Genomic DNA, 24,883 nt, shown 5'->3' with positions numbered 1-24,883 from the left:
CACAACAAGAAACTGCTGGTGCCGAGAGTGGGACTCGAACCCACACACCTTGCGGCGGCGGATTTTGAATCCGCTGCGTCTACCGATTCCGCCATCCCGGCACGGGAGCGGCATTATCCACGAACACGCCACGGCCCGGCAAGCCGGCCGGGCCCCCGGGTGCGTAACCGCTCGCCCGCCACCGGCAAGGCTACAGATCCGCCGATCGCCCCCCCGAGAAACCCGATGTCCCTCAAACTCAACGATTTCGACTACGCCCTTCCCGCGGAACTGATCGCGCAGGCGCCGCTCGCCGAGCGCAGCGCGAGCCGGCTGCTCGTGCTCACCCCGAACCCCGGCGCGCAACCGACCCTGGCCGACGCCAGCTTCGCCGCCCTGGCGGACCTCGTCCGTCCGGGCGACCTGTTCGTGTTCAACGATACGCGCGTGATCCATGCCCGCCTGCATGGGGTCAAGGACAGCGGCGGCCAGGTCGAGGTGCTGATCGAACGCGCGGTCGGCCCGCACGAGGCGCTCGCCCAGGTGCGCGCGAGCAAGTCGCCGAAGACCGGCAGCCGCCTGCGCCTGGCCGACGCCTTCGAGGTCGAGGTGCTCGGCCGCGTCGGCGAGTTCTACCACCTGCGCTTTCCCGCTGGCGAAGAGCTGATTGCGCTGCTCGAGCGCCACGGCAAGCTGCCGCTGCCGCCCTACATCCAGCGCGCTGCCGGCGAAGCCGACGAAGCGCGCTACCAGACGGTCTATGCACGCGAACCCGGCTCCGTCGCGGCCCCCACCGCCGGCCTGCATTTCGACGAGGCGCTGCTCGAGCACATCGCGGCGCGCGGCGCGAAATGCGCCTGGCTGACCCTGCACGTCGGCGCCGGCACCTTCCAGCCGGTGCGCGTCGACGACCTCGGCGAACACCGCATGCACCGCGAGCGCTACGTGATCCCGCAGGAGACCGTGGACGCGATCGCCGCCACCCGCGCCGCCGGCGGCCGGGTGATCGCGGTGGGCACCACCAGCATGCGCGCGCTCGAGGCCGCCGCGCAGGACGGCCCGCTCGAGGCCGGCAGCGGCGAGACCGAGATCTTCATCCTCCCCGGCTTCCGCTTCAAGGTCGTCGATGCGCTGGTCACCAACTTCCACCTGCCCAAATCCACGCTGCTGATGCTGGTCTCCGCCTTCGCCGGCATGGACGGCATCCGCCGCGCCTACAGCCATGCGGTCGAGCAGCGCTACCGCTTCTTCAGCTACGGCGACGCGATGTTCATCACCCGCCGCAACGACGCCGACAACGACAACAACGACGATGCAGTTTGAACTCCTCACCACCGACGGCGGCGCCCGCCGCGGCCGCCTGACCCTCGCCCACGGCGTGGTCGAAACCCCGGTCTTCATGCCGGTCGGCACCTACGGCACGGTCAAGGCGATGACGCCGGCCATGCTCGCCGACATCGGGGCGCAGATCTGTCTCGGCAACACCTTCCACCTGTGGCTGCGCCCGGGGCTGGACATCATCGCCGCGCACCAGGGCCTGCACCGCTTCATGGCCTGGGACAAGCCGATCCTCACCGACTCGGGCGGCTTCCAGGTGTTCAGCCTGGGTGCGCTGCGCAAGATCAGCGAGGAGGGCGTCAAGTTCGCCAGCCCGATCGACGGCGCGAAGCTGTTCCTGACCCCCGAGATCTCGATGCAGATCCAGAGCGTGCTGAACTCGGACATCGTGATGATCTTCGACGAATGTACGCCCTACCCCGCCACCCGCGACGAGGCGGCGAAGTCGATGCGCCTGTCGCAGCGCTGGGCCAGGCGCTCGCGCGACGAGTTCGATCGCCTGGAGAACACCAACGCGCTGTTCGGCATCGTGCAGGGCGGCATGTACGAGGATCTGCGCGACGAATCGCAGGCGGCGCTGGAAGAGATCGGCTTCCACGGCTTCGCCATCGGCGGCCTGTCGGTCGGCGAACCGAAGGAGGACATGGCACGCATCCTCGCCCACACCGCGCCGCGCCTGCCGCAAGGCAAGCCGCGCTACCTGATGGGCGTCGGCACACCGGAAGACATCGTGGACGGCGTGGCCGCCGGCATCGACATGTTCGACTGCGTGATGCCCACCCGCAATGCGCGCAACGGCTGGCTGTTCACCCGCTACGGCGACATCAAGATCAAGAACGCGGTGCACAAGGCCGACACCCGACCGCTGGACCCGTCCTGCGACTGCTACACCTGCCGCAACTTCAGCCGCGCCTACCTGCACCACCTGCACCGCACCGGCGAAATCCTCGGCAGCATGCTCAACACCGTGCACAACCTGCGCTACTACCAGACGCTGACCGCCGAGCTGCGCGATGCCATCGCTGCCGGCACCTTCGCCGCCTACGTGCAGCGCTTCCGCCGCGAGCGCGCCACCGGCACGGGCTGAACCCTTCGCCGCGCGCGCCGTCTCACCCGTCCCGGGAGCCTTGCCGGCTACTGCTATACTTCATCGCTTTTTTGTCCAACTGGAGTTTCAACGTGCTGATTTCCAATGCCTACGCCCAAGCCGCAGGCGCTGCCGATCCGACCGGCGGCCTGATGGGCCTGCTGCCCCTGATCCTGATGTTCGTGGTGCTGTGGTTCCTGATGATCCGCCCGCAAATGAAGCGCGCGAAGGAACACAAGGCCATGGTCGAGGCGCTCGCCAAGGGTGACGAGGTCGTCACCGGCGGTGGCATGGCCGGCCGCGTGATCGAAGTCGGCGACAGCTTCGTCCAGCTCGAAATCGCCGCCAACACCGTGGTCGCCGTGCAGAAGCAGGCCGTGGCCACCGTGCTGCCCAAGGGCACGCTGAAGGCGCTGTAATACCCCGGCACGGCGACTGGCGGCCCGCCCGCCAGCCTGCCGCCGGCCCGCTGCCGGCCGCCATCGCCGCTGTCCGGTCCTGTGCGTCGATTCGCGCACGACCTGTCGGATCCCTGCCGCAGCAGGGCCCGCTCCATCCACTTTCCCGCCGACGATGAATCGCTATCCACTCTGGAAGAACCTCCTGATCGGCCTCGTGCTGCTCTGGGGTCTGATCTACACCCTGCCCAATTTCTACGGCGAGGTGCCGGCGGTGCAGGTGTCCAGCGCCAAGGCCACGCTCAAGCTCGACGCCGCGGCCACGACCGACCGCATCGCGGGTGCGCTGAAGACGGCCGGCATCGAACACACCGGCATCTTCTCCGACCCCACCAGCGTGCGCGCCCGCTTCGCCGACACCGAGACCCAGCTGCGCGCCAAGGATGTCATCGAGCAGGCTTTCAACCCCGATCCGACCGACCCCTCCTATGTGGTCGCGCTCAACCTGCTGTCGGCCTCGCCGAGCTGGCTGACCTCCATCCAGGCGCTGCCGATGTATCTCGGCCTCGACCTGCGCGGCGGCGTGCATTTCCTGCTCGAGGTCGACATGCCGGGCGCGCTGGTCAAGCGTCTCGACGCCACTACCGGCGACCTGCGCACCCTGATGCGCGACAAGAACGTTCGCCACGCCGGTATCACCCGCGAAGGCAACACCGTGGTGATCCGCTTCCGCGACACCGCACAGCGCGAAGCCGGCCGCCGCGCCATCCAGGACAGCACCGCCGACCTGCAGCTCGCCGAGCGCAACGATGCCGACGACGACCTCAAGCTGATCGCCACGCTGACCGCGCAGGCGCAGCAGACGATGCGCGACTTCGCCATCAAGCAGAACATCACCACCCTGCACAACCGCATCAACGAGCTCGGCGTGGCCGAGCCGGTGATCCAGCAGCAGGGCGCCGAGCGCATCGTCGTGCAGCTGCCCGGCGTGCAGGACGTGGCCAAGGCCAAGGACATCCTCGGCCGCACCGCCACCCTGGAAGTGCGCATGGTGGACGACACCCCGGGCGCGATCGAGCAGGCGCTCGCCGGCAGCGTGCCCTTCGGCACCGAGCTCTACAACGAGCGCGGCGGCTCGCCGCTGCTGGTGAAGAAGCAGGTCGTGCTCACCGGCGACCGTCTCACCGACGCCCAGCCCGGCTTCGACGGCCAGACCAACGAGCCCGCGGTGCATCTGACGCTGGACGCCGCCGGCGCGCGCATCTTCCGCGACGTCACGCGCGAGAGCGTCGGCAAACGCATGGCCATCCTGTTGTTCGAGAAGGGCAAGGGCGAGGTCGTTACCGCGCCGGTGATCCGCAGCGAGATCGGCGGCGGGCGCGTGCAGATTTCGGGCCGCATGAGCACGGTGGAGGCCAACGACGTCGCGCTGCTGCTGCGCGCCGGTTCGCTCGCGGCGCCGATGGAGATCATCGAGGAACGCACCGTCGGCCCCAGCCTGGGTGCGGAGAACATCCAGAAGGGCTTCAACTCGACGCTGTGGGGCTTCCTCGCCATCGTCGCGTTCATGTGCGCCTACTACCTGCTGTTCGGCCTGGTGTCGTCGATCGCGCTCGCCGCCAACCTGCTGCTGCTGGTGGCGCTGCTGTCGCTGCTGCAGGCCACGCTGACCCTGCCCGGCATCGCCGCGATGGCGCTGACGCTCGGCATGGCGATCGACGCCAACGTGCTGATCAACGAGCGCATCCGCGAGGAACTGCGCAACGGCGCCAGCCCGCAGGCGGCGATCGCCGCCGGTTACGACCGCGCCTGGGACACCATCCTCGACTCCAACATCACCACGCTGATCGCGGGCATCGCCCTGCTGGTGTTCGGCTCCGGCCCGGTGCGCGGCTTCGCGGTGGTGCACTGCCTGGGCATCCTGACCTCGATGTTCAGCGCGATCCTGGTGTCGCGGATGCTGGTGAACTTCATCTACGGCCGCCGTCGCAAGGTCGACAGCCTGTCGATCGGCCAGGTGTGGAAGCCGGAAAGCAAGTAAGCGGACGAACGCACAGGAAACACGATCATGGAATTCTTCCGCATCAAGAAAGACATCCCGTTCATGCGCCACGCGCTGGTGTTCAACGTCATTTCGTTGCTCACCTTCGTGCTCGCGGTGTTCTTCCTCACCACCCGCGGCCTGCACCTGTCGGTGGAATTCACCGGCGGCACGCTGGTCGAGGTGAGCTATGCCGAGGCGCCGCAGCTCGAACCGATCCGCACGGCGCTGGCCAGCAGCGGCTACCCTGACGCGCAGGTGCAGAACTTCGGCAGCGCGCGCGACCTGCTGATCCGCCTGCCCAACCGCGAGGGCATGGAGACCGCACGCGTGTCCGAGACGGTGATGAACACGCTCGCGCAGATCGGCGGTCCGGCACCGGAACTGCGCCGAGTGGAGTTCGTCGGCCCGCAGGTGGGCAAGGAACTCGCCGCCGACGGCTCGATGGCGCTGCTGCTGGTGATCGGCGGCATCATGATCTACTTGGCGCTGCGCTTCGAGTGGCGATTCGCGGTGTCGGCGATCATCGCCAACCTCCACGACATCATCATCATCCTGGGCTTCTTCGCGTTCTTCCAGTGGGAGTTCTCGCTCCCGGTGCTGGCCGCGGTGCTGGCGGTGCTGGGCTATTCGGTGAACGAGTCGGTGGTGGTGTTCGACCGCGTGCGCGAGACTTTCAAGAAGAAGCGCAACATGAGCACGCCGCAGGTGCTGGACCACGCGATCACGAGCACGATCTCGCGCACCGTGATCACCCACGGCAGCACGCAGGTGATGGTGCTGTCGATGCTGATCTTCGGCGGCGAAACGCTGTACTACTTCTCGCTGGCGCTGACGATCGGCATCTGCTTCGGCATCTATTCCTCGGTGCTGGTGGCGAGCCCGCTGGTGATGTGGCTGGGGGTGTCGCGCGAGCAGTTCATCAAGCCGAAGAAGGAGAAGGAAGAGGCGGTGGTCTGAGGCCGCGCTCTCCCGGAAACGACAAAGGCGCCTGCGGGCGCCTTTGTCTTTCCTGCCAGCACAGCGCACGTTGCGGCCTTTCGCGCTCATGACCCGTGCAGACGATAGGACACGGGGTCGGGGCGGCGTCCTCCACCGAGGGCAGCCCGAAGCGGAGCGAAGGGCCGCGAGTGCAGGCGGCGAGCGCCGCCCCGGCCCCGTGGCCGGACCGGCGCCGCGCAAATGCCCACCGTCGGACAATGCTGCGGCCGCCGCACAAGCCATCACGACATGCCACACCTCAGACCGCAAACACCTGCTTCACCCTGAGCGTCTCCCCGCGCTCGATCAGCCCGATCAGGCGGTCGATGTTGGGGTGCTTGCCCGGGTTGGCGCGGGCGTCCTCGGTGTGCTCGGCGTAGAGCTCCAGGCCCTTCCTGGCCGCCTCGGGGCTGATCGCGCCGTAGAGCTGGGCGAGATGGTTGTACACCGCCAGCGAGCCGGCCTGGCCGGGCTTGTTCTCGATCGTGGCGACGACCGCATCGGCGGCGTCGGTCAGGTTCAGCGCGGCGAGGTGGGACACGCCGGGCAGGGTCTTTAGGTTGTCGGCGAAGGCCATTCGGGAACTCCTTGTCGTGAAAACGCCACCGCGAAGGTGGCGTCGGGATAGGCGCCGGCATGCGGCCGGCGGGTTCGGGCGTGGCTCAGATACGGCGGGCGAGTTCGGCGGCCTTGCCGACATAGCTCGCCGGCGTCATCGCCAGCAGGTGGTCGCGGGCCTCGGCGGGGATGGCCAGGGTGCGGATGAAATCCTGCAGCGCCTCGCGGGTGATGCCCTTGCCGCGGGTCATGGCCTTCAGCTGCTCGTAGGGGTTGGCGATGCCGTAGCGGCGCATCACCGTCTGCACCGGCTCGGCGAGCACTTCCCAGCACTCGTCGAGATCGGCCGCCAGGCGCGCCGGATCGGCCTCGAGCTTGCCCAGCCCGCGCAGGCAGCTGTCGAGCGCGAGCACGGTGTGGCCGAAGCCCACGCCCATGTTGCGCAGCACGGTGGAGTCGGTGAGGTCGCGCTGCATGCGCGAGATCGGCAGCTTCTCGGAGAAGTGCTTGAGCACCGCGTTGGCGAGGCCGAAGTTGCCCTCGGCGTTCTCGAAGTCGATCGGATTGACCTTGTGCGGCATGGTCGAGGAGCCGACCTCGCCTTCCTTCAACTTCTGCTTGAAGTAGCCCAGCGAGATGTACATCCAGATATCGCGGCAGGCGTCGATCAGCATGGTGTTGCCGCGGGCGATGGCGTCGAAGAGCTCGGCCATGGCGTCGTGCGGCTCGATCTGGATCGTGTATTCGTTGAAGGTCAGGCCGAGCGACTCGATGAAGCGGCGGTTGAAGCCTTCCCAGTCGAATGCCGGCCAGGCCGACAGGTGGGCGTTGTAGTTGCCCACCGCACCGTTGAACTTGGCGCACATGGCGACACCGGCGATGACGGCGCGGACGCGCATCAGGCGCGCGGCGATGTTGGCCATCTCCTTGCCGAGCGTGGTCGGGCTGGCGGGCTGGCCGTGGGTGCGCGACAGCATCGGCAGGTCGGCAAGCGCATGGGCGAGTTCGCGGAAGCGCGCGATCACCGCGTCGAGCGCGGGCAGCAGCACCTGGTCGCGACCTTCCTGCAGCATCAGCGCGTGCGAGGTGTTGTTGATGTCTTCCGAGGTGCACGCGAAGTGGATGAACTCGGACACCTTCATCACCTCGGCGTTGTGGCCGAGGCGCTTCTTGAGCCAGTACTCCATGGCCTTGACGTCGTGGTTGGTGGTGGCCTCGATCGCCTTCACCGCCTCGCCGTCATCGGTCGAGAAGTTCGCCACCACCGCATCGAGCTCCGCCACGGTGGCCGCCGAGAAGGGTGCGATCTCCGCCAGCGCGGGCTCGGCGGCGAGCGCCTTCAGCCATTCGACCTCGACGCGCACGCGGTTGCGGATCAGCCCGTGCTCCGAGAAGTGCGCGCGCAGGCCGGCGACCTTGCCGTGATAGCGGCCATCGAGCGGAGACAGGGCGGTGAGCGGAGACGGTGCGGCGTTCGACATGGCGTGGGCTTCCGGAAAAAGCTGCTATTTTAACGCCTCCCCCTTCGCTGACAGAGAACAAAAAACCGTGAACACCGACGAGCGCTATCAGATCGAAGTCACGACGATCGCCGAATACGTCGCCGAGCAGTCGAGACCGGAGGACGAGCACTACGTGTTCGCCTATCACATCACCATCCGCAACACCGGCACGGTGGCGGCACGCCTGGTGGCGCGCCACTGGGTGATCACGGACGGCAACAACAAGGCTCAGGAAGTGCACGGCCAGGGCGTGATCGGCGAGCAACCCCTGCTCGCCCCCGGCGAGCACTTCCGCTACACCAGCGGCTGTGTGCTGGCCACGCCGGTGGGAACGATGCATGGCAGCTACCACATGGTCGCCGCCGACGATCATGCCTTCGACGCCCCGATCGCGCCTTTCATGCTGGCGATGCCGCGGATGCTGCACTGAACGAGCCGGCTGAAAAGCAGACCGGCGCCGCCCGTCAGGGGTGCGCCGGTCTGCTTTTGCCGAGCCCGAGCCCTTCAGCGCGAGGCGAAGGGCATGAAGATCAGGAGCGGTAGTCGGCGTTGATCTTCACGTAGTCGTAGGAAAAGTCGCAGGTCCACACGGTGGCGGCCGCCGCGCCGCGCGCGAGATCGATGCGCACCGTCAGTTCGGCGTGCTTCATGATCCGGGAACCCGCTTCCTCGACGTAGCTCGCCGCGCGCCCGCCGTGCTCGGCGACCAGCACCGATTCGTCCGGGTTGCCGAGCCACACGCGCAGCTTCGAGACGTCGAGATCGTCGACACCCGCGTAGCCGATCGCCGCCAGGATGCGGCCGAGGTTGGGGTCGGAGGCGAAGAAGGCGGTCTTGACCAGCGGCGAATGCGCCACCGCGTAGGCCACCTTGCGGCATTCGTCGCGGTCCTTGCCGCCTTCCACCGCGATCGTCATGAACTTGGTCGCGCCCTCGCCGTCGCGCACGATGGCCTGGGCGAGCGCGATCGATACCTCGATCACCGCGTCGCGCAGCACCTTGTAGTCGGCGCTGGCGGCGTCGGTGATCTCGGCGTTGCCGGCGGCGCCAGTGGCAATGACGATGAAGGAGTCGTTGGTCGAGGTGTCGCCATCGACGGTGATGCTGTTGAAGGACAGATCGGCCGCCTCCCTGGCCAGGCCGTCGAGCAGCGCCTGCGACACCGCGGCATCGCAGGCCAGGAAACCGAGCATGGTCGCCATGTTGGGCTTGATCATGCCGGCGCCCTTGCTGATGCCGGTCAGCGTCACCGTCCTGCCGCCGATCTGCACCTGCCTCGACACCGCCTTGGCCAGGGTATCGGTGGTCATGATCGCGTGCGCGGCGTCGAACCAGCCGTCGGCGCGCAGGTCGGCGACCGCCTTCGGCAGGCCGGCGACCAGGCGGTCCACCGGCAGCGGCTCGAGGATCACCCCGGTCGAGAACGGCAGCACCTGCCCGGCCTCGATCCCCATCTGCTGCGCCAGCGCCGCGCAGGTGGCCTGCGCATTGGCCAGGCCCGGCTCGCCGGTGCCGGCGTTGGCCACGCCGGTGTTGATCACCAGCGCGCGGATCGTCCCGCCCACCAGATGCGCCTTGCACACCTGCACCGGCGCGGCGCAGAAGCGGTTCTTCGTGAACACGCCGGCGACGCGGCTGCCCGCGGCGAGCTCGATCACGGTGAGGTCGCGGCGGTTGGCCTTGCGGATGCCGGCCTCGGCGACGCCGAGGCGCACGCCCGCGACGGGCTTCAGATCGGCGGGGTTCGGGGTGACGAGATTGACGGCCATGCGGTTCTCCGGAGCGAAGGGATCAGTTCAGTTTGCCGTGGCAGTGCTTGTACTTCTTGCCCGAGCCGCAGGGGCAGGGGTCGTTGCGGCCGACCTTGGGCCCGGCATTGAGCTGCGGCTGCGCGCCGGCCTCGGCGCCTTCGGCCTTGCCCAGCGCCTCGTCGTAGTCGGCGTGCTGGTACTGCACGTTCTCGACCTGCGGCGGCACCTCGGCCTGCTCGAGCTGCGACTCGGCGCGGATCTGCACGGTCATCAGCACCTTGGTGACGTCGGCGCGCACGGTGTCGAGCAGGGTCTCGAAGAGTTCGAAGGCCTCGCGCTTGTATTCCTGCTTCGGGTTCTTCTGCGCATAGCCGCGCAGGTGGATGCCCTGGCGCAGGTGGTCGAGCGCAGCCAGATGCTCGCGCCAATGGGTGTCGAGGCTCTGCAGCATCACGTTGCGCTCGAACTGGTGCCAGGCGGCCGGATCGACGATCGCGGTCTTGGCGGCGTAGGTCTCCTCGCCGGCCTGGATGACACGCTCGAGAATGGCCTCGTCGTCGAGGCTGGGCTCGGCCTTGAGCCATTCGCCCACCGGCACCCGCAGCTGGCACTCGGACAGCAGCGCCTGCTCGAGCGCGGGGATCTCCCACTGCTCCTCGACGCTGTCGACCGGCACGTAGCGGCGGAAGATGTCGTGCAGCACGCCCTGGCGCATCGCGCGGATGGTCTCGGAGATGTCCTCGCTCTCGAGCAGCTCGTTGCGCTGCTGGTAGATGACCTTGCGCTGGTCGTTGGCGACGTCGTCGTACTCCAGCAGCTGCTTGCGGATGTCGAAGTTGCGCTGCTCCACCTTGCGCTGTGCGGACTCGAGCGAGCGCGTCACCATGCCGTGCTCGATCGCCTCGCCCTCGGGCATCTTCAGCCGCACCATGATCGCGTTCAGGCGCTCGCCGGCGAAGATCTTCATCAGCGGATCTTCCAGCGACAGGTAGAAGCGGCTGGAGCCCGGGTCGCCCTGGCGGCCGGAACGGCCACGCAGCTGGTTGTCGATGCGGCGGGATTCGTGACGCTCGGTGCCGATGATGTGCAGGCCGCCGTTGGCGATCACCTGGTCGTGGACCTTCTGCCACTCGGCGCGCATCGCGGCGATCTTCGCTTCCTTGTCGGCATCGGACAGGCTCTCGTCCTCGCGCACCGCGGCGACCGGCTTCTCGACGTTGCCGCCGAGCACGATGTCGGTGCCGCGGCCGGCCATGTTGGTGGCGATGGTGACCATGCCCGGACGACCGGCCTGGGCGACGATCTGCGCCTCGCTCTCGTGCTGCTTGGCGTTGAGCACCTGGTGCTCGACCTTCGCCTTCTTCAGCACGCCGGAGAGGAATTCGTTGGTCTCGATGGAGGTCGTGCCCACCAGCACCGGCTGGCCGCGCTCGACGCAGCCGCGGATGTCCTCGATCACCGCATCCCACTTTTCCTTCGCGGTGCGGTAGACCTTGTCGTTCTCGTCCCTGCGCCGCATCGGCCGGTTGGTCGGGATGACCACGGTCTCGAGGCCGTAGGTCTGCTGGAACTCGAAGGCCTCGGTGTCGGCCGTGCCGGTCATGCCGGCGAGCTTGCCGTACATGCGGAAGTAGTTCTGGAAGGTGATCGAGGCCAGGGTCTGGTTCTCGGCCTGGATGCGCACGCCTTCCTTGGCCTCGACCGCCTGGTGCAGGCCGTCGGACCAGCGCCGGCCGGGCATCAGGCGGCCGGTGAATTCGTCGACGATCACGACCTCGCCGTTCTGCACCACGTACTGCTGGTCGCGGTGGTACAGCGCATGCGCGCGCAGCGCGGCGTAGAGGTGGTGCACCAGCAGGATGTTGGCCGGATCGTAGAGGCCGGCGCCCTCGGCGAGCAGGCCCATGCGCACCAGGATCTGCTCGGCGGTCTCGTGGCCCTGCTCGGTCAGCAGCACCTGGTGCGATTTCAGGTCGACGGTGTAGTCGCCGGGCTCGAGCACCTCGTCCTTGTCGTCGAGGCCGCCCTGCTGCTGCTTGAGCATCGGCGCGACCTGGTTCATCTTCAGGTAGAGCTCGGTGTGATCCTCGGCCTGGCCGGAAATGATCAGCGGGGTGCGCGCCTCGTCGATCAGGATGGAGTCCACCTCGTCGACGATGGCGAAGTTCAGGCCGTGCTGCACGCGCTCGTGCACCGCATACACCATGTTGTCGCGCAGGTAGTCGAAGCCGAACTCGTTGTTGGTGCCGTAGGTGATGTCCGCCGCGTAGGCCGCCTGCTTCTGCTCGTGCGTCATGCGCGACAGGTTGCAGCCGGTGGTCAGGCCGAGGAAGCCGTAGATGCGGCCCATCCAGTCGGCGTCGCGGCTGGCGAGGTAGTCGTTCACCGTGATCACGTGCACGCCCTTGCCGGACAGCGCGTTGAGGTAGGCGGGCAGCGTGGCGACCAGGGTCTTGCCCTCGCCGGTGCGCATCTCGGCGATCTTGCCGTTGTGCAGCACCATGCCGCCGACGAGTTGCACGTCGAAGTGGCGCATGCCATGGACGCGCTTGCCGGCCTCGCGCACGACCGCGAAGGCCTCGGGCAGCAGGGCGTCGAGGGTCTCTCCGCTCGCCAGGCGCTGCTTGAATTCGGCGGTCTTGCCGCGCAGCGCCTCGTCGGACAGTGCGGAGATGTCGCCCTCGAGGGCGTTGATCTTGCGCACGGTGTTCATGTACTGGCGGACGAGGCGGTCGTTGCGACTACCGAAGATTTTCTTGAGCAGGCCGGAGATCATGTTTTGGGTTCGACGTCGATTCGGCAAAGGCAAGAGTTTATCATGGCGCACCCGCCCGCCTGATGACGCTTCACGCCCCCACCCCATGACCCGGCTGCTCCACCGCTTCCTCGGCAGCGGCGATGCCCTCGCCCGCCTGCAGGACCATGCCGCCCGCCTGCGCCGCGTGCAGGGGGCGCTCGACGCCTGCCTGCCGCCGCAGCTTCAGGGTCAGTGCCTGGTCGCCAACCTCAAGGACGGCACCCTGGTGGTGAGTGCCCGCGGCGGGGCCGCCGCGGTGCGCCTGCGCCAGCTCCTGCCCAGCATCCTGGAGCGCCTGCAGCATGGCGGGCACGCCGTGCAGGCGATCAAGGTCAAGGTCGGTACGCCGGAAGAGGTCGAGTGGCGCCGCCCGCCCACCGAGCGCCACATTTCGCCCACTGCCAAGGCGAGCCTGGAGACCTTCGCGCACAGCCTGCCGGCGGATTCGCCGCTGCGGGCTTCGCTGGAGCGCCTGGTCAGGCGCGGAAAGGATTGAGGACGAGCGGCCCGCTCAGGCCACCGGCGCGAGGATGCGCTCGATGGCGAACAGGGCGAAGAAGATGAAGACGACGACCACCGCGGCGCGGAAGGACTTCCAGGCCCAGGTCTTGTAGCGGGGATTGCCGGTCAGCTGCCACAGGATGATCGAGCCGCCGATGGCCAGCACGCCGAGCAGCAACAGCAGACGCATGATCAGCATGAGGGGGCGTTCCGGGCTGCGGCGGACTCAGGCGAAGGCCTGGCCGAGGGGCGCGAACTGGTGCGACACCGCCGCCGGCGTCGAAGTATCCTGGTCGAAGGTGACGATCTCCCAGGCCTCCTTGTCCTCCAGCAGCACGCGCAGGATCTGGTTGTTGAGCGCATGCCCCGCCTTGTGCGCCGAATACGCCGCCAGCAGCGGGTGGCCGCACAGGCAGAGGTCGCCGATCGCGTCCAGCACCTTGTGCTTGACGAACTCGTCGGCGTAGCGCAAGCCCTCGGCGTTGAGCACGCGGTACTCGTCCATCACGATCGCGTTCTCCAGGCTGCCGCCGAGCGCGAGGCCATTGGCGCGCATGAACTCGACGTCCTGCATGAAGCCGAAGGTGCGCGCGCGCGCCACGTCGCGCACGTAGGACTGCTCGGCGAAATCGATCGTGACCTGGGTGGAGGTGGAGTCGATCGCGGGATGATTGAACACGATCGAGAACGACAGCTTGAAGCCGTCGTAGGGCTCGAGCCTGACCCACTTGTCGCCTTCGACGTACTCGACCGCCTTCTTCACGCGCAGGAATTTCTTCGCGGCCTTCTGCTCCTCGATGCCGGCGGACTGGAGCAGGAACACGAAGGGCGCCGAACTCCCATCGAGGATGGGGATCTCCTGCGCATCGACGTCGACATGCAGGTTGTCGATGCCCAGGCCGGCGAGCGCCGACATCAGGTGCTCGACGGTACCGACCTTCTCGCCGCCCTTCTCCAGCCCGGAACACATGCGCGTGTCGCACACGGCATAGGGGTCGGCGGGCAGGGTCAGCGGCGGATCGAGATCGACACGATGGAAGACGATGCCGGTGTCGGGCGCCGCCGGACGCAGGGTCAGGGTCACCTTGCGGCCGCCGTGCAGACCGACACCGGTGGCCTTGACGATGGATTTGAGGGTGCGCTGCCTGATCATGTTCGTTTTCCTTTTTAGATCAGTCATTTTAGCACGCGACCCGAATGCGGCCGGGCTATCGCCCCCATCGAAACACGCTGTTGCGCAAGCGGATGTTGCAAAGCAGCACCGCCAAGAAAAAACCCGCGCGCGGACCGGAGGCGACGGTCCACACGCGGGTTCGCACTGCATCACGACCGGCGCAGCCCGGTGTCACCCGGACATCGAAACGCGCGACGCTTCGTGGGAGCGGACCTGCCTGCAAAGGAGGCGGTCTTCGCGGGCGTGCCGCTCCCACCGACGACAGGGACGGGCGGTGCAGGCGCGCCGCCGGTCCCCTCGTCGATCAGTCGGCCTGGCGACGCAGGAAGGCCGGAATGTCGTAGGTGCCGACGCCGCTGGTGCTCATCGCCTCGACCGTCGAGCGACGACCGCTGCGCATCACCGCCGGCACGTCGAGGCTGTTCATGTCGATGCTGCCACCGATCGCCGGACCGTAGGTGCCGGTACCCTGCACCACCTGCATGACCGGCTGGCGTGCAGCGCGCGGCGCGCCGAGGCCGGTGGCGACCACGGTGATGCGGATGCGGTCTTCCATGGTGTCCTCGAACACGGTGCCGTACTTGACGAAGGCTTCCGGAGCGGCGAAGGCCTGCACCGTCTTCACCGCGTCGCGCACTTCCGACATCTTCAGCGACTTGCTGGCGGTGATGTTGATCAGCACGCAGCGCGCGCCCGACAGCTCGGTACCCTCGAGCAGCGGCGACACCGCGGCCTGCTCGGCGGCGATGCGCGCGCGGTCGAGGCCGGCGGCTTCGGCCGAACCCATCATCGCGCGGCCCATCTCGGCCATCGCGGTGCGCACGTCCTGGAAGTCGACGTTGACCAGGCCGGGGACGTTGATGATCTCGGCGATGCCGCCAACGGCCGAGCGCAGCACGTTGTCGGCGGAGCGGAAGCACTCCTCGAAGCCGGCATCGTCGCCGAAGACCTCGAGCAGCTTGTCGTTGAGCACGACGATCAGCGAGTCGACGTGACGGGTGAGTTCCTCGATCCCGCTCTCGGCGACGCGGATGCGGTTCTCGAAGTCGAAGGGCTTGGTGACCACGGCGACGGTCAGCAGGCCCATCTCCTTGGCGATCTCGGCCACCACCGGCGCAGCGCCGGTACCGGTGCCACCACCCATGCCGCCGGTGATGAACACCATGTGCGCGCCCTCGAGCGCAGCGGCGATGTCCTCGCGCGACTCCTGCGCGGCGGCGCGACCGGCTTCGGGCTTGGAGCCGGCTCCCAGACCGGTGTTGCCCAGCTGCACCTTGGTCGGCGCCAGGCTGCGCTTGAGCGCCTGGGCGTCGGTGTTGGCGGTGATGAAATGCACGCCCTTCACGCCCTCGCGGATCATGTGATCGACCGCGTTGCCACCCGCACCGCCGACACCGACCACCTTGATGACCGTTCCGGTCGGTTCCTTCTCAACGATTTCAAACATTTGCCTCGCCTCCTGAGTAAACGGCCCTGCTCAACATCGAACGCCGATCGCCCTGCATCTAGTGTCAGACCAGCAGTCTACTACTAAATAAGCTGCGGTTAACCGGCAATCATCCAAATCGATCACGCATGCACGGCGCGGTCAGAAATTACGTTCGAACCACGCCTTCATGCGCCCGAAAACCTGCTTCACGGTGCGCGTCTCGCGCGCCTGAAGCCCCCTGCGCCGCTGCGCGGCACCTTCCATCACCAGACCCATCGCGGTCGCGTAACGCGGCTGGCAGACCACGTCGGCCAGCGCGCCGTCATACTGCGGGGCACCGACCCGTGCCGGCATGTGGAACACATCCTCGGCCAGCTCGGCCATGCCGCGCATCACCGACGAACCACCGGTGAGCACGATGCCGGAGGACAGCAGTTCCTCGTAGCCGCTGCGGCGCAGTTCGGCCTGCACCAGCTCGAACAGCTCGGACACACGCGGCTCGATGACGTCGGCCAGCGCCTGGCGCGACAGCTTGCGCGGCGGGCGGTCGCCGACGCCGGGGACCTCGATCATCTCTTCCGGATCGGCCATCTGGTGCATGGCGACGCCGTGGCGGATCTTGATCTCCTCGGCCTCGGCGGTCGGCGTGCGCAGCGCCATCGCGATGTCGTTGGTGATCTGGTCGCCGGCGACCGGGATCACCGCGGTGTGGCGGATCGCGCCCTGGGTGAACACCGCGATGTCGGTCGTGCCGCCACCGATGTCCACCATGCACACGCCCAGCTCCTTCTCGTCCTCGGTCAGCACCGCGTGGCTGGAGGCGAGCGGCTGCAGGCTCAGGTCCATGACCTCGAGCCCGCAGCGGCGCACGCACTTGATCACGTTCTGCGCCGCCGACACCGCGCCGGTGACGATGTGCACCTTCACCTCCAGGCGCACGCCGCTCATGCCGATCGGCTCGCGCACCCCGCCCTGGCCATCGATGATGAATTCCTGGGTGAGGATGTGCAGGATCTGCTGCTCGGCCGGGATCGGCATCGCCCGTGCGACCTCGATCACGCGCTCGACGTCGAGCGGCGAGACCTCTTTCTCCTTGATCGCGACCGTGCCGCTGGAGTTGAAGCTCTTGATGTGGCTGCCGGCGATGCCGGTGTAGACCTCGTGGATCTTGCAGTCGGCCATGACCTCGACCTCCTGCACCACGCGCGAGATCGCGTCCACCGTGGCCTCGATGTTGACCACGACGCCGCGCTTGAGGCCGCTGGTCGGCTGGGTGCCGAGGCCGACGACGTTCAGACGCCCGTCCGGTTTGACCTCGGCCACCATGCAGGTGACCTTGGCGGTGCCGATGTCGAGGCCGACGACCAGTTCGTTGTATTGCTTGCTCATTGCTTGCCTTTCCTGCCTGCGGGGGTCACGGGCTGCTGCAGCACCGAGGCATCGGTCGGGGTCAGCGCGAACCCGCCCGGATAGCGCAGATCCGCAACCCTGATTTCGATATCGATTTCGTCCTGCACGCGCGGCCACACCGCGATGAAGCGCTGCAGCCGGTCCACGAGCGTGGATTTGTCCTGCTCACGACCGAGCACGATCGTCATGCCATTGTCGAGCTGAAGCTGCCAGGCCTCGCGCGCCGACAGCGCCACGCCGACCAGGCGCACGCCCAGCGGCTGCAGCATCGACGAGAACTCGCCGTAGCGCGCCAGCAGCCAGCTCGAGGAGCCCTGCGGGCCGTCGAACTGCGGCAGGTCGGCGTTCGAGGCGGCGACGAAGACCTCGCCCTGGCGATTGACCAGGCGCGCCTCGCCGCTCTCCGAAACCGTCCAGTAGGCCACCGCGTCGTGCTCCTCGATGCGCAGCTCGAGCGCATCCGGCCAGCGCCGGCGCACCTCGGCCTTGCGCACCCAGGGCAGCTTCTCGAACGTCTCCTTCACCGCTTCCAGATCGACGGTGAAGAAGTTGCCCTGCACCGCGAGGCGCGCGGCATATTCGAGCTGCTCCTCGGTCACCTGCGCCGGGTCGGTGACGACCACCAGCTCGCGCAGCGGAAACAGCGGGCGCGACACGAACCACACCACCAGCGCCCAGCCCAGCGCCACCGCGGCAGCCAGGGTGAGCAGATCGGAGAGCAGGTTGAGCAGCGCCGGGCGGTGCCACAGGCCCTTCTCCTCGCCGGCACGCGCCCGCCCGCCCGCGGCCGCCGGGCGGGCGGAACGGATCGAGGCGGGACGCGCGGTCACTTCAGCCAAGGCGGGCTCCGTCGAGGATGCGCAGGCACAGTGCGGTGAAGTCCAGCCCGGCCATGCGCGCCGACATCGGCACCAGCGAGTGGCCGGTCATGCCCGGCGAGGTGTTCATCTCGAGCAGGTAGGGACGGCCGTCGGCGGTCAGGATCAGGTCGGCGCGGCCCCAGCCACGGCAGCCCAGCACCCGCGCCGACTTCATCACCAGGGCCTGCAGCACGGCCTCCTGCTCGGCGGGCAGGCCGCAGGGGCAGTCGTAGCGGGTGTCATCGGTGAAGTACTTGTGCTGGTAGTCGTAGTTGCCTTCCGGCGCGACGATGCGCACCAGCGGCAGCGCACGGTCCTCCAGGAAGGGCGCAGTCAGTTCGTCGCCGGAGATGAACTCCTCGGCGATCACCAGGCTGTCGTAGCGTGCCGCCAGTTCCCAGGCCGCCTGCAGCTGGTCGGCCGCGGCGACCTTGGTCGCACCCATGCTGGAGCCTTCATGCACCGGCTTGACGAAGATCGGCAGGCCGAGCTCGGCGGCCACCGCGTCCCAGTCGGTGTCGTGCTGCAGGATCGCGTAGCGCGGGGTGGGCAGGCCGGCGGCCAGCCACACCATCTTGGTGCGCCACTTGTCCATCGACAGCGCGGAGGCCATCACCCCGCTGCCGGTGTAGGGGATCCCCATCAACTCGAGCGCGCCCTGCACGGTGCCGTCCTCGCCGCCGCGGCCGTGGAGCGCGATGAAGGCGCGGTCGAAGCCTTCCTCCTTGAGGACGTGGAGGTCGCGTTCGGCCGGGTCGAAGGCGTGCGCATCAACCCCCGCGGCCTGCAGCGCGGCGAGCACCGCACTGCCCGACATCAGGGACACCTCGCGCTCGGCGGACCCGCCGCCGAACAGCACCGCTACCTTTCCGTACTTCGCCTTCACACTGCTTCCTCGATCCTGGCGAGCTTGCCCGGCACCGCGCCGATGCTACCCGCACCCATGGTGATCACCACGTCGCCATCGCGCGCGGCAGAAAGAATCATCCTCGGCATGTCCGCGATGTCCTCGACGAACACCGGCTCCACCGTGCCTGCGACGCGGATCGCACGCGCCAGCGAACGCCCGTCCGCGGCCACGATCGGCGACTCGCCCGCGGCATAGACCTCGGCGAGCAGCAGACCATCGACCGTCGACAGCACCTTGACGAAGTCCTCGAAGCAGTCGCGGGTGCGGGTGTAGCGATGCGGCTGGAAGGCCAGCACCAAGCGACGGCCGGGAAAGGCGCCGCGCGCCGCGGCGATGGTCGCCGCCATCTCCACCGGGTGGTGGCCGTAGTCGTCGATCAGCGTGAAGCTGCCGGCCTCGTCGCCGTCCTGGTCGAGCAGCGCGACCTCGCCGTAGCGCTGGAAGCGGCGGCCGACGCCGTTGAACTCGGCGAGCGCCTTGACGATCGCCGCATCCGGCACCTGCACCTCGGTCGCCACTGCGATCGCGGCGAGCGCGTTGAGCACGTTGTGCACGCCGGGCAGGTTGAGTTCGATCGACAGCCGGCTGGTCGTGCCGTTCACCCGCACGCAGTCGAACAGCATGCGCCCGCCATCGGCGCGCACGTTCTCGGCGCGGATGTTGGCGGTCGCGGACAGGCCGTAGCGCACGATCTGCTTCGACACCTGCGGCATGATCTCGCGCACGTTGGGGTCGTCCTCGCACAGCACCGCGACGCCGTAGAACGGCAGGCGCTGGAGGAAATCGACGAAGGCCAGCTTGACGCGACCGAAGTCGTGGCCGTAGGTGTCCATGTGGTCGGCGTCGATGTTGGTCACCACCGAGATCACCGGATTGAGCAGCAGGAAGGAGGCATCGGACTCGTCCGCCTCGGCCACCAGGTAGTCGCCCGTGCCCAGGCGTGCATTGGCGCCCGCGGCATTGAGCCGGCCGCCGATGACGAAGGTGGGGTCGATGCCGCCCTCGGCGAGGATGCTCGCCACCAGCGAGGTGGTGGTGGTCTTGCCGTGGGTGCCGGCGATCGCGATGCCGTGCTTGAAGCGCATCAGCTCGGCGAGCATCTGCGCCCGCGGCACCACCGGCACGTGGCGCTCGCGTGCGGCGACCACCTCCGGATTGTCCGCCTTCACCGCGGTGGACACGACCACCACATCCGCGTCCGCAGCGTTCTCGGCGGCGTGGCCGCGCACCACCTTCGCGCCCATCTTCTGCAGGCGGCGGGTGGCGGCGTTCTCGCCGAGGTCCGAGCCGCTGACGCGGTAGCCCTGGTTGACCAGCACCTCGGCGATGCCGCTCATGCCCGAGCCGCCGATGCCGACGAAGTGGATGTTGCGGACCTTGTGTTTCATTTCGCGTCTCCGCCGGCCAGTTCGGCGCACACGTGCGCCACCGCGACCGCAGCGAGCGGCTTGGCGAGCGCGCGCGCGTGCTCGGCCATGTTCAGCAGTCGGCCGCGATCCAGGCTGGAAAGGATGCCCGCCAGACGGTCGGGCGAGAGTTCGGTTTGCGGCAGCAGGTAGGCCGCGCCGCGATCGGCGAGGAAGCGGGCATTGCCGGTCTGGTGGTCATCCACCGCATACGGGAAAGGCACCAGCAGGCTGGCCACGCCCGCCGCCGCCAGCTCGGCCACCGTCAGCGCGCCGGCGCGGCAGATCACCAGGTCCGCATCCGCGTAGGCGGCGGCCATGTCGTCGATGAAGGGCCGCAGTTCGCCCTCGACCTGCACGCGCGCGTAGGCGGCACGCAAGCCCTCGATCTGGCGTTCGCCGGCCTGGTGCACCACGATCGGGCGCGCCTCCGGTGCGAGGCGGGCGAGCGCCTGCGGCACGGTCTCGTTGAGCACCGCGGCGCCCAGGCTGCCGCCGACGACCAGCACCCGCAGCGGGCCGCTGCGGCCCGGGTAACGCTCGGCGGGCGGCAGCACGGCGGTGATGTCGGCACGGACCGGATTGCCCAGCCATTCGGCCTTCTCCAGCACCTCGGGGAAGCCGCTGAGCACGCGGTCGGCGACCCGCGCGAGCACGCGGTTGGCCAGCCCGGCGACCGAGTTCTGCTCGTGCAGCACCAGCGGCCGCCCGAGCAGCGCCGCCATCATGCCGCCGGGGAAGGTGATGTAGCCGCCCATGCCGAGCACCACGTCGGGCCTGATCCGGCGCAGCGCGCGCAAGGCCTGCCAGAAGCCGGAGAGCAGATTCACCGGCAGCAGCAGCTTGCGCACCAGACCCTTGCCGCGCAGCGCACCGAAGCGCACCCACGCGGTCTCGTAGCCGCGCTGCGGCACGATGCGCGCCTCCATGCCGTCCGGATTGCCCATCCACACGATGCGCCAGCCCTGCGCGCGCAGTTCCTCGGCGACCGCGATGCCGGGGAAGATGTGTCCGCCGGTGCCGCCGGCCATGACCATCAGCGTCTTCATGCGCGGCCCCCGCGCATGAGCTGACGGCTTTCCCAGTCCACACGGAGCAGGATGCCGAGCGCGATGCAGTTGGCGACGATGCCGGAGCCGCCGAAGCTCATCAGCGGCAGGGTCAGGCCCTTGGTCGGCAGCAGGCCCATGTTGACGCCCATGTTGATGAAGGACTGCACGCCGAACCACAGGCCGATGCCCTGGGCGACGAGGCCGGAGAAGTAGCGCTCGAGCTTGATCGCCTCGCGGCCGATGATGAAGGCGCGATGGACGACGAGCGCGAACAGCACCACCACCGCGATCACGCCGACGAAGCCGAGCTCCTCGGCGATCACCGCGAGCAGGAAGTCGGTGTGCGCCTCGGGCAGGTAGAAGAGTTTTTCCACGCTGCCACCCAGGCCCACGCCGAACCATTCGCCGCGACCGAAGGCGATCAGCGAGTGCGAAAGCTGGTAGCCCTTGCCGAAGGCGTCCTGCCACGGGTCCATGAAGCCGAAGATGCGGTCGCGACGGTAGGGCGAGGTCCAGATCAGCAGCACGAAGCCGATCAGCGCGACGACCGCAAGCAGGATGAACACGCGCACGTTCACGCCGCCGAGGAAGAGCACGCCGAACGCGATCGTGGTGATGACGACGAAGGCGCCGAAGTCCGGCTCGCGCAGCAGCAGGAAGCCGACCAGCAGGATCACCGCCATCATCGGCACGAAGCCCTTCACGAAGCTGCCCATGACGTCGAGCTTGCGCACGGTGTAGTCGGCGGCGTACAGGGCGGCGAAGATCTTCATCAACTCGGAGGGCTGGAGGTTGATCGGCCCCAGCGAGAGCCAGCGCTGCGCGCCATTGACCTCGCGCCCGACGCCCGGGATCAGCACCACCACCAGCAGCACCACGCCGGCGACGAACAGCACCGGCGCCAGTTGCTGCCAGCGCGCCATCGAGAGCTGGAAGCTGGCCAGGCCGAGGCCGATGCCCACCGCCAGGAACACCGCGTGCCGCATCAGGAAATAATGCGACTGGTAGCCGGTGAAGCGGCTGCCTTCGGCGATCGCGATCGAGGCCGAATAGACCATGACCAGACCGAGCAGCAGCAGCCCGACCGCCGACCAGATCAGCACCAGATCGAGTTCGCGCGCGGGCGCCGACTGGCGCGCGAGGCGCTCCGCAGCGCGGGCCGGATCGGCCTTGCGCTCGGCGCGATGGAGCAGTCCGGACAGGGCGCTGGCGAACTTCATCGCGGGGTCACCTCGGGCAGCCGGCGCGCCGCGGCGATGAACACCTCGGCGCGGTGCGCGTAGTTGCGGAACATGTCGAGGCTGGCGCAGGCCGGCGACAGCAGCACGGCGTCGCCCGGGCGGGCGAGCGCGTTGGCGCGCAGCACCGCGGCGTCGAGGTCGGCGGCGTGCTCGAGCGCCACCCCGCAGCCGGCAACCGCGGCCTCGATGCGTCCGGCGTCGCGGCCGATCAGCACCACCGCGCGCGCCTTGCTGGCGAACACCTCGGCCAGCGGCGAGAAGTCCTGGCCCTTGCCGTCGCCGCCCGCGATCAGCACCACCGGGCAGTCCATGCCCGCCAGCGCCGCCACCGTGGCACCGACGTTGGTACCCTTCGAATCGTCGTAGAAGCGCACGCCGTCGGCGCGTTCGGCCACCAGCTCGACCCGGTGTGGCAGGCCACGGAAGGCGAGCAGACCGTTGATCAGGCGCTGCGGGGCGATGTCGAGCCCGCCCTCGCACAGGGCGAGCGCTGCCAGCGCATTGGCCGCGTTGTGGCGACCGGCGAGCGGGAGGTCGGCGAGCGCGAGCAGGCGCACCGCGCCACGCACCAGCCAGGTCCGGCCGTCGGCGTCGGCGTCGGCGAGCCCGTAATCTTGCGCGGCGGTCGGCGCCGAAGTACCGAAGCGGATCGCGCGGCAGCCGGCGCTGGCCATCGCGTCGACGCGCGCATCGTCGCGGTTCAGCACCTGCACGCCCTGGCCCTGGAAGATCGCCGCCTTGGTCGCGGCGTACTCGTCGAGACCGGCGTAGCGGTCGAGATGGTCGTCGGTCACGTTGAGCACCGTGGCCGCATCGGGATCGAGGCCATGCATGGTCTCGATCTGGAAGCTGGAGAGCTCCAGCACCCAGCATGCGGGCAGCGCGGCACCGATCTCCAGCCGCTCCATCAGCACGTCGAGCGCTGCCGGGCTGATGTTGCCGGCCGCCACCGCGTCGATCCCCGCCGACTGCGCCAGCGCCGCCGTGAGCGCGGTGGTGGTGGTCTTGCCGTTGGTACCGGTGATGGCGAGGATGCGGGTCTGCGCGCGCACGCCGAGTTCGTCCAGCGCCTGCGCGAGCAGGCTCATCTCGCCGGTGACCGGCAGGCCGCGCCGACGCGCCTCGGCTGCGACGCCCAGGCGCGGGTCGAGCCCGGGGCTCAGCGCCACCAGCTCTATGCCGTCGAGCACCTCGGCACCGAACTCGCCGACGACGATCTCGGCCAGCGGTGCGTCCGCGCGCAGGGCATCCAGCCCGGGCGGGGTGGCGCGGCTGTCGACCACGCGCACGCGTGCACCGCGCAGCGCGCACCAGCGCGCCATCGCGAGGCCCGATTCGCCGAGGCCGAGGACGAGAACGTGTTTGCCCGTAAGTTCGCTCATCGCAGTTTCAGCGTCGACAGCCCGAACAGCACCAGCATGATGGTGATGATCCAGAAGCGGACCACGACCTGGGTTTCCTTCCAGCCGCCCAGCTCGTAGTGGTGGTGCAGCGGCGCCATGCGGAAGATGCGCTTGCCGCCGGTGGCCTTGAAGTACAGCACCTGCACCATCACCGACAGGGTCTCGGCGACGAACAGGCCGCCCATGATGAAGAGCACGATCTCCTGGCGCACGATCACCGCGATGGTGCCGAGCGCGGCACCGAGCGCAAGCGCGCCCACATCGCCCATGAAGACTTCCGCGGGATAGGCGTTGAACCACAGGAAGCCGAGGCCGGCGCCGCAGATCGCGCCGCAGAACACCGCGAGTTCGCCCGCCCCCGCCACATAGGGCACGCCGAGGTAGTTCGAGAAGCCGACGTGACCGGCGACATAGGCGAAGATCGCCAGCGCGCCCGCGACCATCACCGTGGGCATGATCGCCAGGCCGTCCAGGCCGTCGGTGAGGTTCACCGCGTGGCTGGTGCCGTTGATCACGAAATAGGTCAGCGCGATGAAGCCGAAGATGCCCAGCGGATAGGTGACCGCCTTGAAGAAGGGCACGATCAGCTCGGTCTCGGCCGGCGTGCTCGCGGTGAGGCCGAGATAGATCGCCGCGGCGAGCGCGATCGCCGAGGTCCACAGGTATTTCCACCGGCTCGCCAGCCCCTTGGGATCGCGATGCACCACCTTGCGCCAGTCATCGACCCAGCCCACTGCGCCGAAGCCGAGGGTGACGAACAGGGTCACCCAAACGTAGTCGTTCTTCAGGTCGCCCCACAGCAGGATGGTGATGCCGATCGCGATCAGGATCAGCGCGCCACCCATGGTCGGCGTGCCGGCCTTGGTGAGGTGCGACTTGGGGCCGTCGTCGCGCACCGCCTGGCCGATCTTCTTGGCGGCCAGCCAGCGGATGACGCCGGGGCCGGCGATCAGCGAGATCGCCAGCGCGGTGAGGGCAGCGAGCACCGTCCGCAGCGTGATGTAGCCGAAGACGTTGAAGCCACGAATGTCCTGGCCGAGCCAGAGAGCGAGTTCCAACAGCATG

Annotated in this window: 22 protein-coding genes and 1 tRNA gene; 7 read left to right on the top strand and 16 right to left on the bottom strand. The window is 68.4% G+C overall.

Features of this window, described 5'->3' with window-relative positions:
* Positions 1-16: 16 nt before the first annotated feature.
* Positions 17-101: transfer RNA gene (locus CKCBHOJB_RS03940), tRNA-Leu, on the bottom strand.
* A 124-nt stretch (positions 102-225) separates the two neighbouring features.
* Between CKCBHOJB_RS03940 and queA the strand changes: the two genes are divergently transcribed.
* From queA to secF, 5 genes are all read left to right on the top strand, one after another.
* Positions 226-1,302, top strand: a complete 1,077-nt coding sequence (queA, locus tag CKCBHOJB_RS03935) for a tRNA preQ1(34) S-adenosylmethionine ribosyltransferase-isomerase QueA (RefSeq protein WP_281050733.1) — start codon at positions 226-228, stop codon at positions 1,300-1,302.
* On the top strand, positions 1,292-2,404 hold the full coding sequence (gene tgt, locus CKCBHOJB_RS03930; RefSeq protein ID WP_281050732.1) for a tRNA guanosine(34) transglycosylase Tgt: 1,113 nt from the start codon (positions 1,292-1,294) through the stop codon (positions 2,402-2,404). The genes queA and tgt overlap by 11 nt, the downstream gene beginning before the upstream one ends.
* Before the next feature lie 92 nt (positions 2,405-2,496).
* Positions 2,497-2,823 (top strand): preprotein translocase subunit YajC, encoded by a 327-nt coding sequence (gene yajC, locus CKCBHOJB_RS03925; protein ID WP_281050731.1) that lies wholly within the window; start codon positions 2,497-2,499, stop codon positions 2,821-2,823.
* 154 nt (positions 2,824-2,977) lie between these two features.
* On the top strand, positions 2,978-4,843 hold the full coding sequence (gene secD / locus CKCBHOJB_RS03920) for a protein translocase subunit SecD (RefSeq protein ID WP_281050730.1): 1,866 nt from the start codon (positions 2,978-2,980) through the stop codon (positions 4,841-4,843).
* A 27-nt stretch (positions 4,844-4,870) separates the two neighbouring features.
* Positions 4,871-5,803: a protein translocase subunit SecF gene (gene secF / locus CKCBHOJB_RS03915; protein ID WP_281050729.1), complete on the top strand. Its 933-nt coding sequence runs from the start codon at positions 4,871-4,873 to the stop codon at positions 5,801-5,803.
* Positions 5,804-6,083: 280 nt separating this feature from the next.
* Here the strand turns inward: secF and CKCBHOJB_RS03910 are convergent, their stop codons facing one another.
* Together CKCBHOJB_RS03910 and purB are read right to left on the bottom strand one after the other, a co-directional pair.
* On the bottom strand, positions 6,084-6,401 hold the full coding sequence (locus tag CKCBHOJB_RS03910; protein WP_281050728.1) for a DUF2322 family protein: 318 nt from the start codon (positions 6,399-6,401) through the stop codon (positions 6,084-6,086).
* Between the two features lie 85 nt (positions 6,402-6,486).
* Positions 6,487-7,863 (bottom strand): adenylosuccinate lyase, encoded by a 1,377-nt coding sequence (gene purB / locus CKCBHOJB_RS03905; protein WP_281050727.1) that lies wholly within the window; start codon positions 7,861-7,863, stop codon positions 6,487-6,489.
* A 67-nt stretch (positions 7,864-7,930) separates the two neighbouring features.
* Between purB and apaG the strand changes: the two genes are divergently transcribed.
* A complete protein-coding gene (gene apaG / locus CKCBHOJB_RS03900) occupies positions 7,931-8,314 on the top strand; it encodes a Co2+/Mg2+ efflux protein ApaG (protein WP_281050726.1) in 384 nt (127 codons plus the stop codon).
* Positions 8,315-8,414: 100 nt separating this feature from the next.
* On the opposite strand, the gene argJ is transcribed toward apaG, so the two are convergent.
* On the bottom strand, positions 8,415-9,653 hold the full coding sequence (argJ, locus tag CKCBHOJB_RS03895; RefSeq protein ID WP_281050725.1) for a bifunctional glutamate N-acetyltransferase/amino-acid acetyltransferase ArgJ: 1,239 nt from the start codon (positions 9,651-9,653) through the stop codon (positions 8,415-8,417).
* A 22-nt stretch (positions 9,654-9,675) separates the two neighbouring features.
* Entirely contained in the window at positions 9,676-12,411 is a 2,736-nt protein-coding gene (gene secA / locus CKCBHOJB_RS03890) for a preprotein translocase subunit SecA (protein ID WP_281050724.1), read from the bottom strand.
* 85 nt (positions 12,412-12,496) lie between these two features.
* Between secA and CKCBHOJB_RS03885 the strand changes: the two genes are divergently transcribed.
* Positions 12,497-12,928: a DUF721 domain-containing protein gene (locus CKCBHOJB_RS03885; protein ID WP_281050723.1), complete on the top strand. Its 432-nt coding sequence runs from the start codon at positions 12,497-12,499 to the stop codon at positions 12,926-12,928.
* Between the two features lie 15 nt (positions 12,929-12,943).
* Here CKCBHOJB_RS03885 and CKCBHOJB_RS03880 read toward each other — a convergent pair whose 3' ends face one another.
* From CKCBHOJB_RS03880 to mraY, 11 genes are all read right to left on the bottom strand, one after another.
* A complete protein-coding gene (locus tag CKCBHOJB_RS03880; protein WP_281050722.1) occupies positions 12,944-13,132 on the bottom strand; it encodes a hypothetical protein in 189 nt (62 codons plus the stop codon).
* Between the two features lie 27 nt (positions 13,133-13,159).
* The gene (lpxC, locus tag CKCBHOJB_RS03875) at positions 13,160-14,086 is read right to left on the bottom strand and encodes a UDP-3-O-acyl-N-acetylglucosamine deacetylase (protein ID WP_281050721.1); all 927 of its coding nucleotides are present in this window, start codon (positions 14,084-14,086) and stop codon (positions 13,160-13,162) included.
* A gap of 325 nt (positions 14,087-14,411) precedes the next feature.
* The gene (gene ftsZ, locus CKCBHOJB_RS03870) at positions 14,412-15,554 is read right to left on the bottom strand and encodes a cell division protein FtsZ (RefSeq protein ID WP_281050720.1); all 1,143 of its coding nucleotides are present in this window, start codon (positions 15,552-15,554) and stop codon (positions 14,412-14,414) included.
* Between the two features lie 141 nt (positions 15,555-15,695).
* Positions 15,696-16,925: a cell division protein FtsA gene (ftsA, locus tag CKCBHOJB_RS03865; RefSeq protein ID WP_281050719.1), complete on the bottom strand. Its 1,230-nt coding sequence runs from the start codon at positions 16,923-16,925 to the stop codon at positions 15,696-15,698.
* Positions 16,922-17,785 carry a cell division protein FtsQ/DivIB gene (locus CKCBHOJB_RS03860; protein WP_281050718.1) on the bottom strand — a complete coding sequence of 288 codons (864 nt, stop codon included), beginning with the start codon at positions 17,783-17,785 and terminating at the stop codon, positions 16,922-16,924. The genes ftsA and CKCBHOJB_RS03860 overlap by 4 nt, the downstream gene beginning before the upstream one ends.
* Entirely contained in the window at positions 17,778-18,692 is a 915-nt protein-coding gene (locus tag CKCBHOJB_RS03855; RefSeq protein ID WP_281050717.1) for a D-alanine--D-alanine ligase, read from the bottom strand. Before CKCBHOJB_RS03855 ends, CKCBHOJB_RS03860 begins: the two co-directional genes overlap by 8 nt.
* A complete protein-coding gene (gene murC / locus CKCBHOJB_RS03850; RefSeq protein ID WP_281050716.1) occupies positions 18,689-20,104 on the bottom strand; it encodes a UDP-N-acetylmuramate--L-alanine ligase in 1,416 nt (471 codons plus the stop codon). Before murC ends, CKCBHOJB_RS03855 begins: the two co-directional genes overlap by 4 nt.
* A complete protein-coding gene (gene murG, locus CKCBHOJB_RS03845; RefSeq protein ID WP_281050715.1) occupies positions 20,101-21,171 on the bottom strand; it encodes an undecaprenyldiphospho-muramoylpentapeptide beta-N-acetylglucosaminyltransferase in 1,071 nt (356 codons plus the stop codon). Before murG ends, murC begins: the two co-directional genes overlap by 4 nt.
* Positions 21,168-22,394 (bottom strand): putative lipid II flippase FtsW, encoded by a 1,227-nt coding sequence (ftsW, locus tag CKCBHOJB_RS03840; RefSeq protein WP_281050714.1) that lies wholly within the window; start codon positions 22,392-22,394, stop codon positions 21,168-21,170. The genes murG and ftsW overlap by 4 nt, the downstream gene beginning before the upstream one ends.
* A complete protein-coding gene (gene murD / locus CKCBHOJB_RS03835) occupies positions 22,391-23,797 on the bottom strand; it encodes a UDP-N-acetylmuramoyl-L-alanine--D-glutamate ligase (protein WP_281050713.1) in 1,407 nt (468 codons plus the stop codon). Before murD ends, ftsW begins: the two co-directional genes overlap by 4 nt.
* Positions 23,794-24,882, bottom strand: coding sequence for a phospho-N-acetylmuramoyl-pentapeptide-transferase (gene mraY / locus CKCBHOJB_RS03830; protein WP_281050712.1), 1,089 nt, complete (start codon positions 24,880-24,882; stop codon positions 23,794-23,796). Before mraY ends, murD begins: the two co-directional genes overlap by 4 nt.
* Between the last annotated feature and the right edge of the window lies 1 nt (position 24,883).

The organism is Thauera sp. GDN1, from assembly GCF_029223545.1.
Lineage (GTDB): Bacteria > Pseudomonadota > Gammaproteobacteria > Burkholderiales > Rhodocyclaceae > Thauera.
Note: the sequence above shows the minus strand (reverse complement) of the source record. Positions and strands in the feature narration are given on the sequence as shown.

What these genes read in the sequence shown, in the direction of transcription:
- queA (WP_281050733.1), top strand. Translation starts at nt 226, where the DNA reads ATGTCCCTCAAACTCAACGATTTCGACTACGCCCTTCCCGCGGAACTG.
- tgt (WP_281050732.1), top strand. Translation starts at nt 1,292, where the DNA reads ATGCAGTTTGAACTCCTCACCACCGACGGCGGCGCCCGCCGCGGCCGC.
- secD (WP_281050730.1), top strand. Translation starts at nt 2,978, where the DNA reads ATGAATCGCTATCCACTCTGGAAGAACCTCCTGATCGGCCTCGTGCTG.
- secF (WP_281050729.1), top strand. Translation starts at nt 4,871, where the DNA reads ATGGAATTCTTCCGCATCAAGAAAGACATCCCGTTCATGCGCCACGCG.
- CKCBHOJB_RS03910 (WP_281050728.1), bottom strand. Translation starts at nt 6,401, where the DNA reads ATGGCCTTCGCCGACAACCTAAAGACCCTGCCCGGCGTGTCCCACCTC.
- purB (WP_281050727.1), bottom strand. Translation starts at nt 7,863, where the DNA reads ATGTCGAACGCCGCACCGTCTCCGCTCACCGCCCTGTCTCCGCTCGAT.
- argJ (WP_281050725.1), bottom strand. Translation starts at nt 9,653, where the DNA reads ATGGCCGTCAATCTCGTCACCCCGAACCCCGCCGATCTGAAGCCCGTC.
- secA (WP_281050724.1), bottom strand. Translation starts at nt 12,411, where the DNA reads ATGATCTCCGGCCTGCTCAAGAAAATCTTCGGTAGTCGCAACGACCGC.
- CKCBHOJB_RS03885 (WP_281050723.1), top strand. Translation starts at nt 12,497, where the DNA reads ATGACCCGGCTGCTCCACCGCTTCCTCGGCAGCGGCGATGCCCTCGCC.
- CKCBHOJB_RS03880 (WP_281050722.1), bottom strand. Translation starts at nt 13,132, where the DNA reads ATGCTGATCATGCGTCTGCTGTTGCTGCTCGGCGTGCTGGCCATCGGC.
- lpxC (WP_281050721.1), bottom strand. Translation starts at nt 14,086, where the DNA reads ATGATCAGGCAGCGCACCCTCAAATCCATCGTCAAGGCCACCGGTGTC.
- ftsZ (WP_281050720.1), bottom strand. Translation starts at nt 15,554, where the DNA reads ATGTTTGAAATCGTTGAGAAGGAACCGACCGGAACGGTCATCAAGGTG.
- ftsA (WP_281050719.1), bottom strand. Translation starts at nt 16,925, where the DNA reads ATGAGCAAGCAATACAACGAACTGGTCGTCGGCCTCGACATCGGCACC.
- murC (WP_281050716.1), bottom strand. Translation starts at nt 20,104, where the DNA reads ATGAAACACAAGGTCCGCAACATCCACTTCGTCGGCATCGGCGGCTCG.
- murG (WP_281050715.1), bottom strand. Translation starts at nt 21,171, where the DNA reads ATGAAGACGCTGATGGTCATGGCCGGCGGCACCGGCGGACACATCTTC.
- ftsW (WP_281050714.1), bottom strand. Translation starts at nt 22,394, where the DNA reads ATGAAGTTCGCCAGCGCCCTGTCCGGACTGCTCCATCGCGCCGAGCGC.
- murD (WP_281050713.1), bottom strand. Translation starts at nt 23,797, where the DNA reads ATGAGCGAACTTACGGGCAAACACGTTCTCGTCCTCGGCCTCGGCGAA.
- mraY (WP_281050712.1), bottom strand. Translation starts at nt 24,882, where the DNA reads ATGCTGTTGGAACTCGCTCTCTGGCTCGGCCAGGACATTCGTGGCTTC.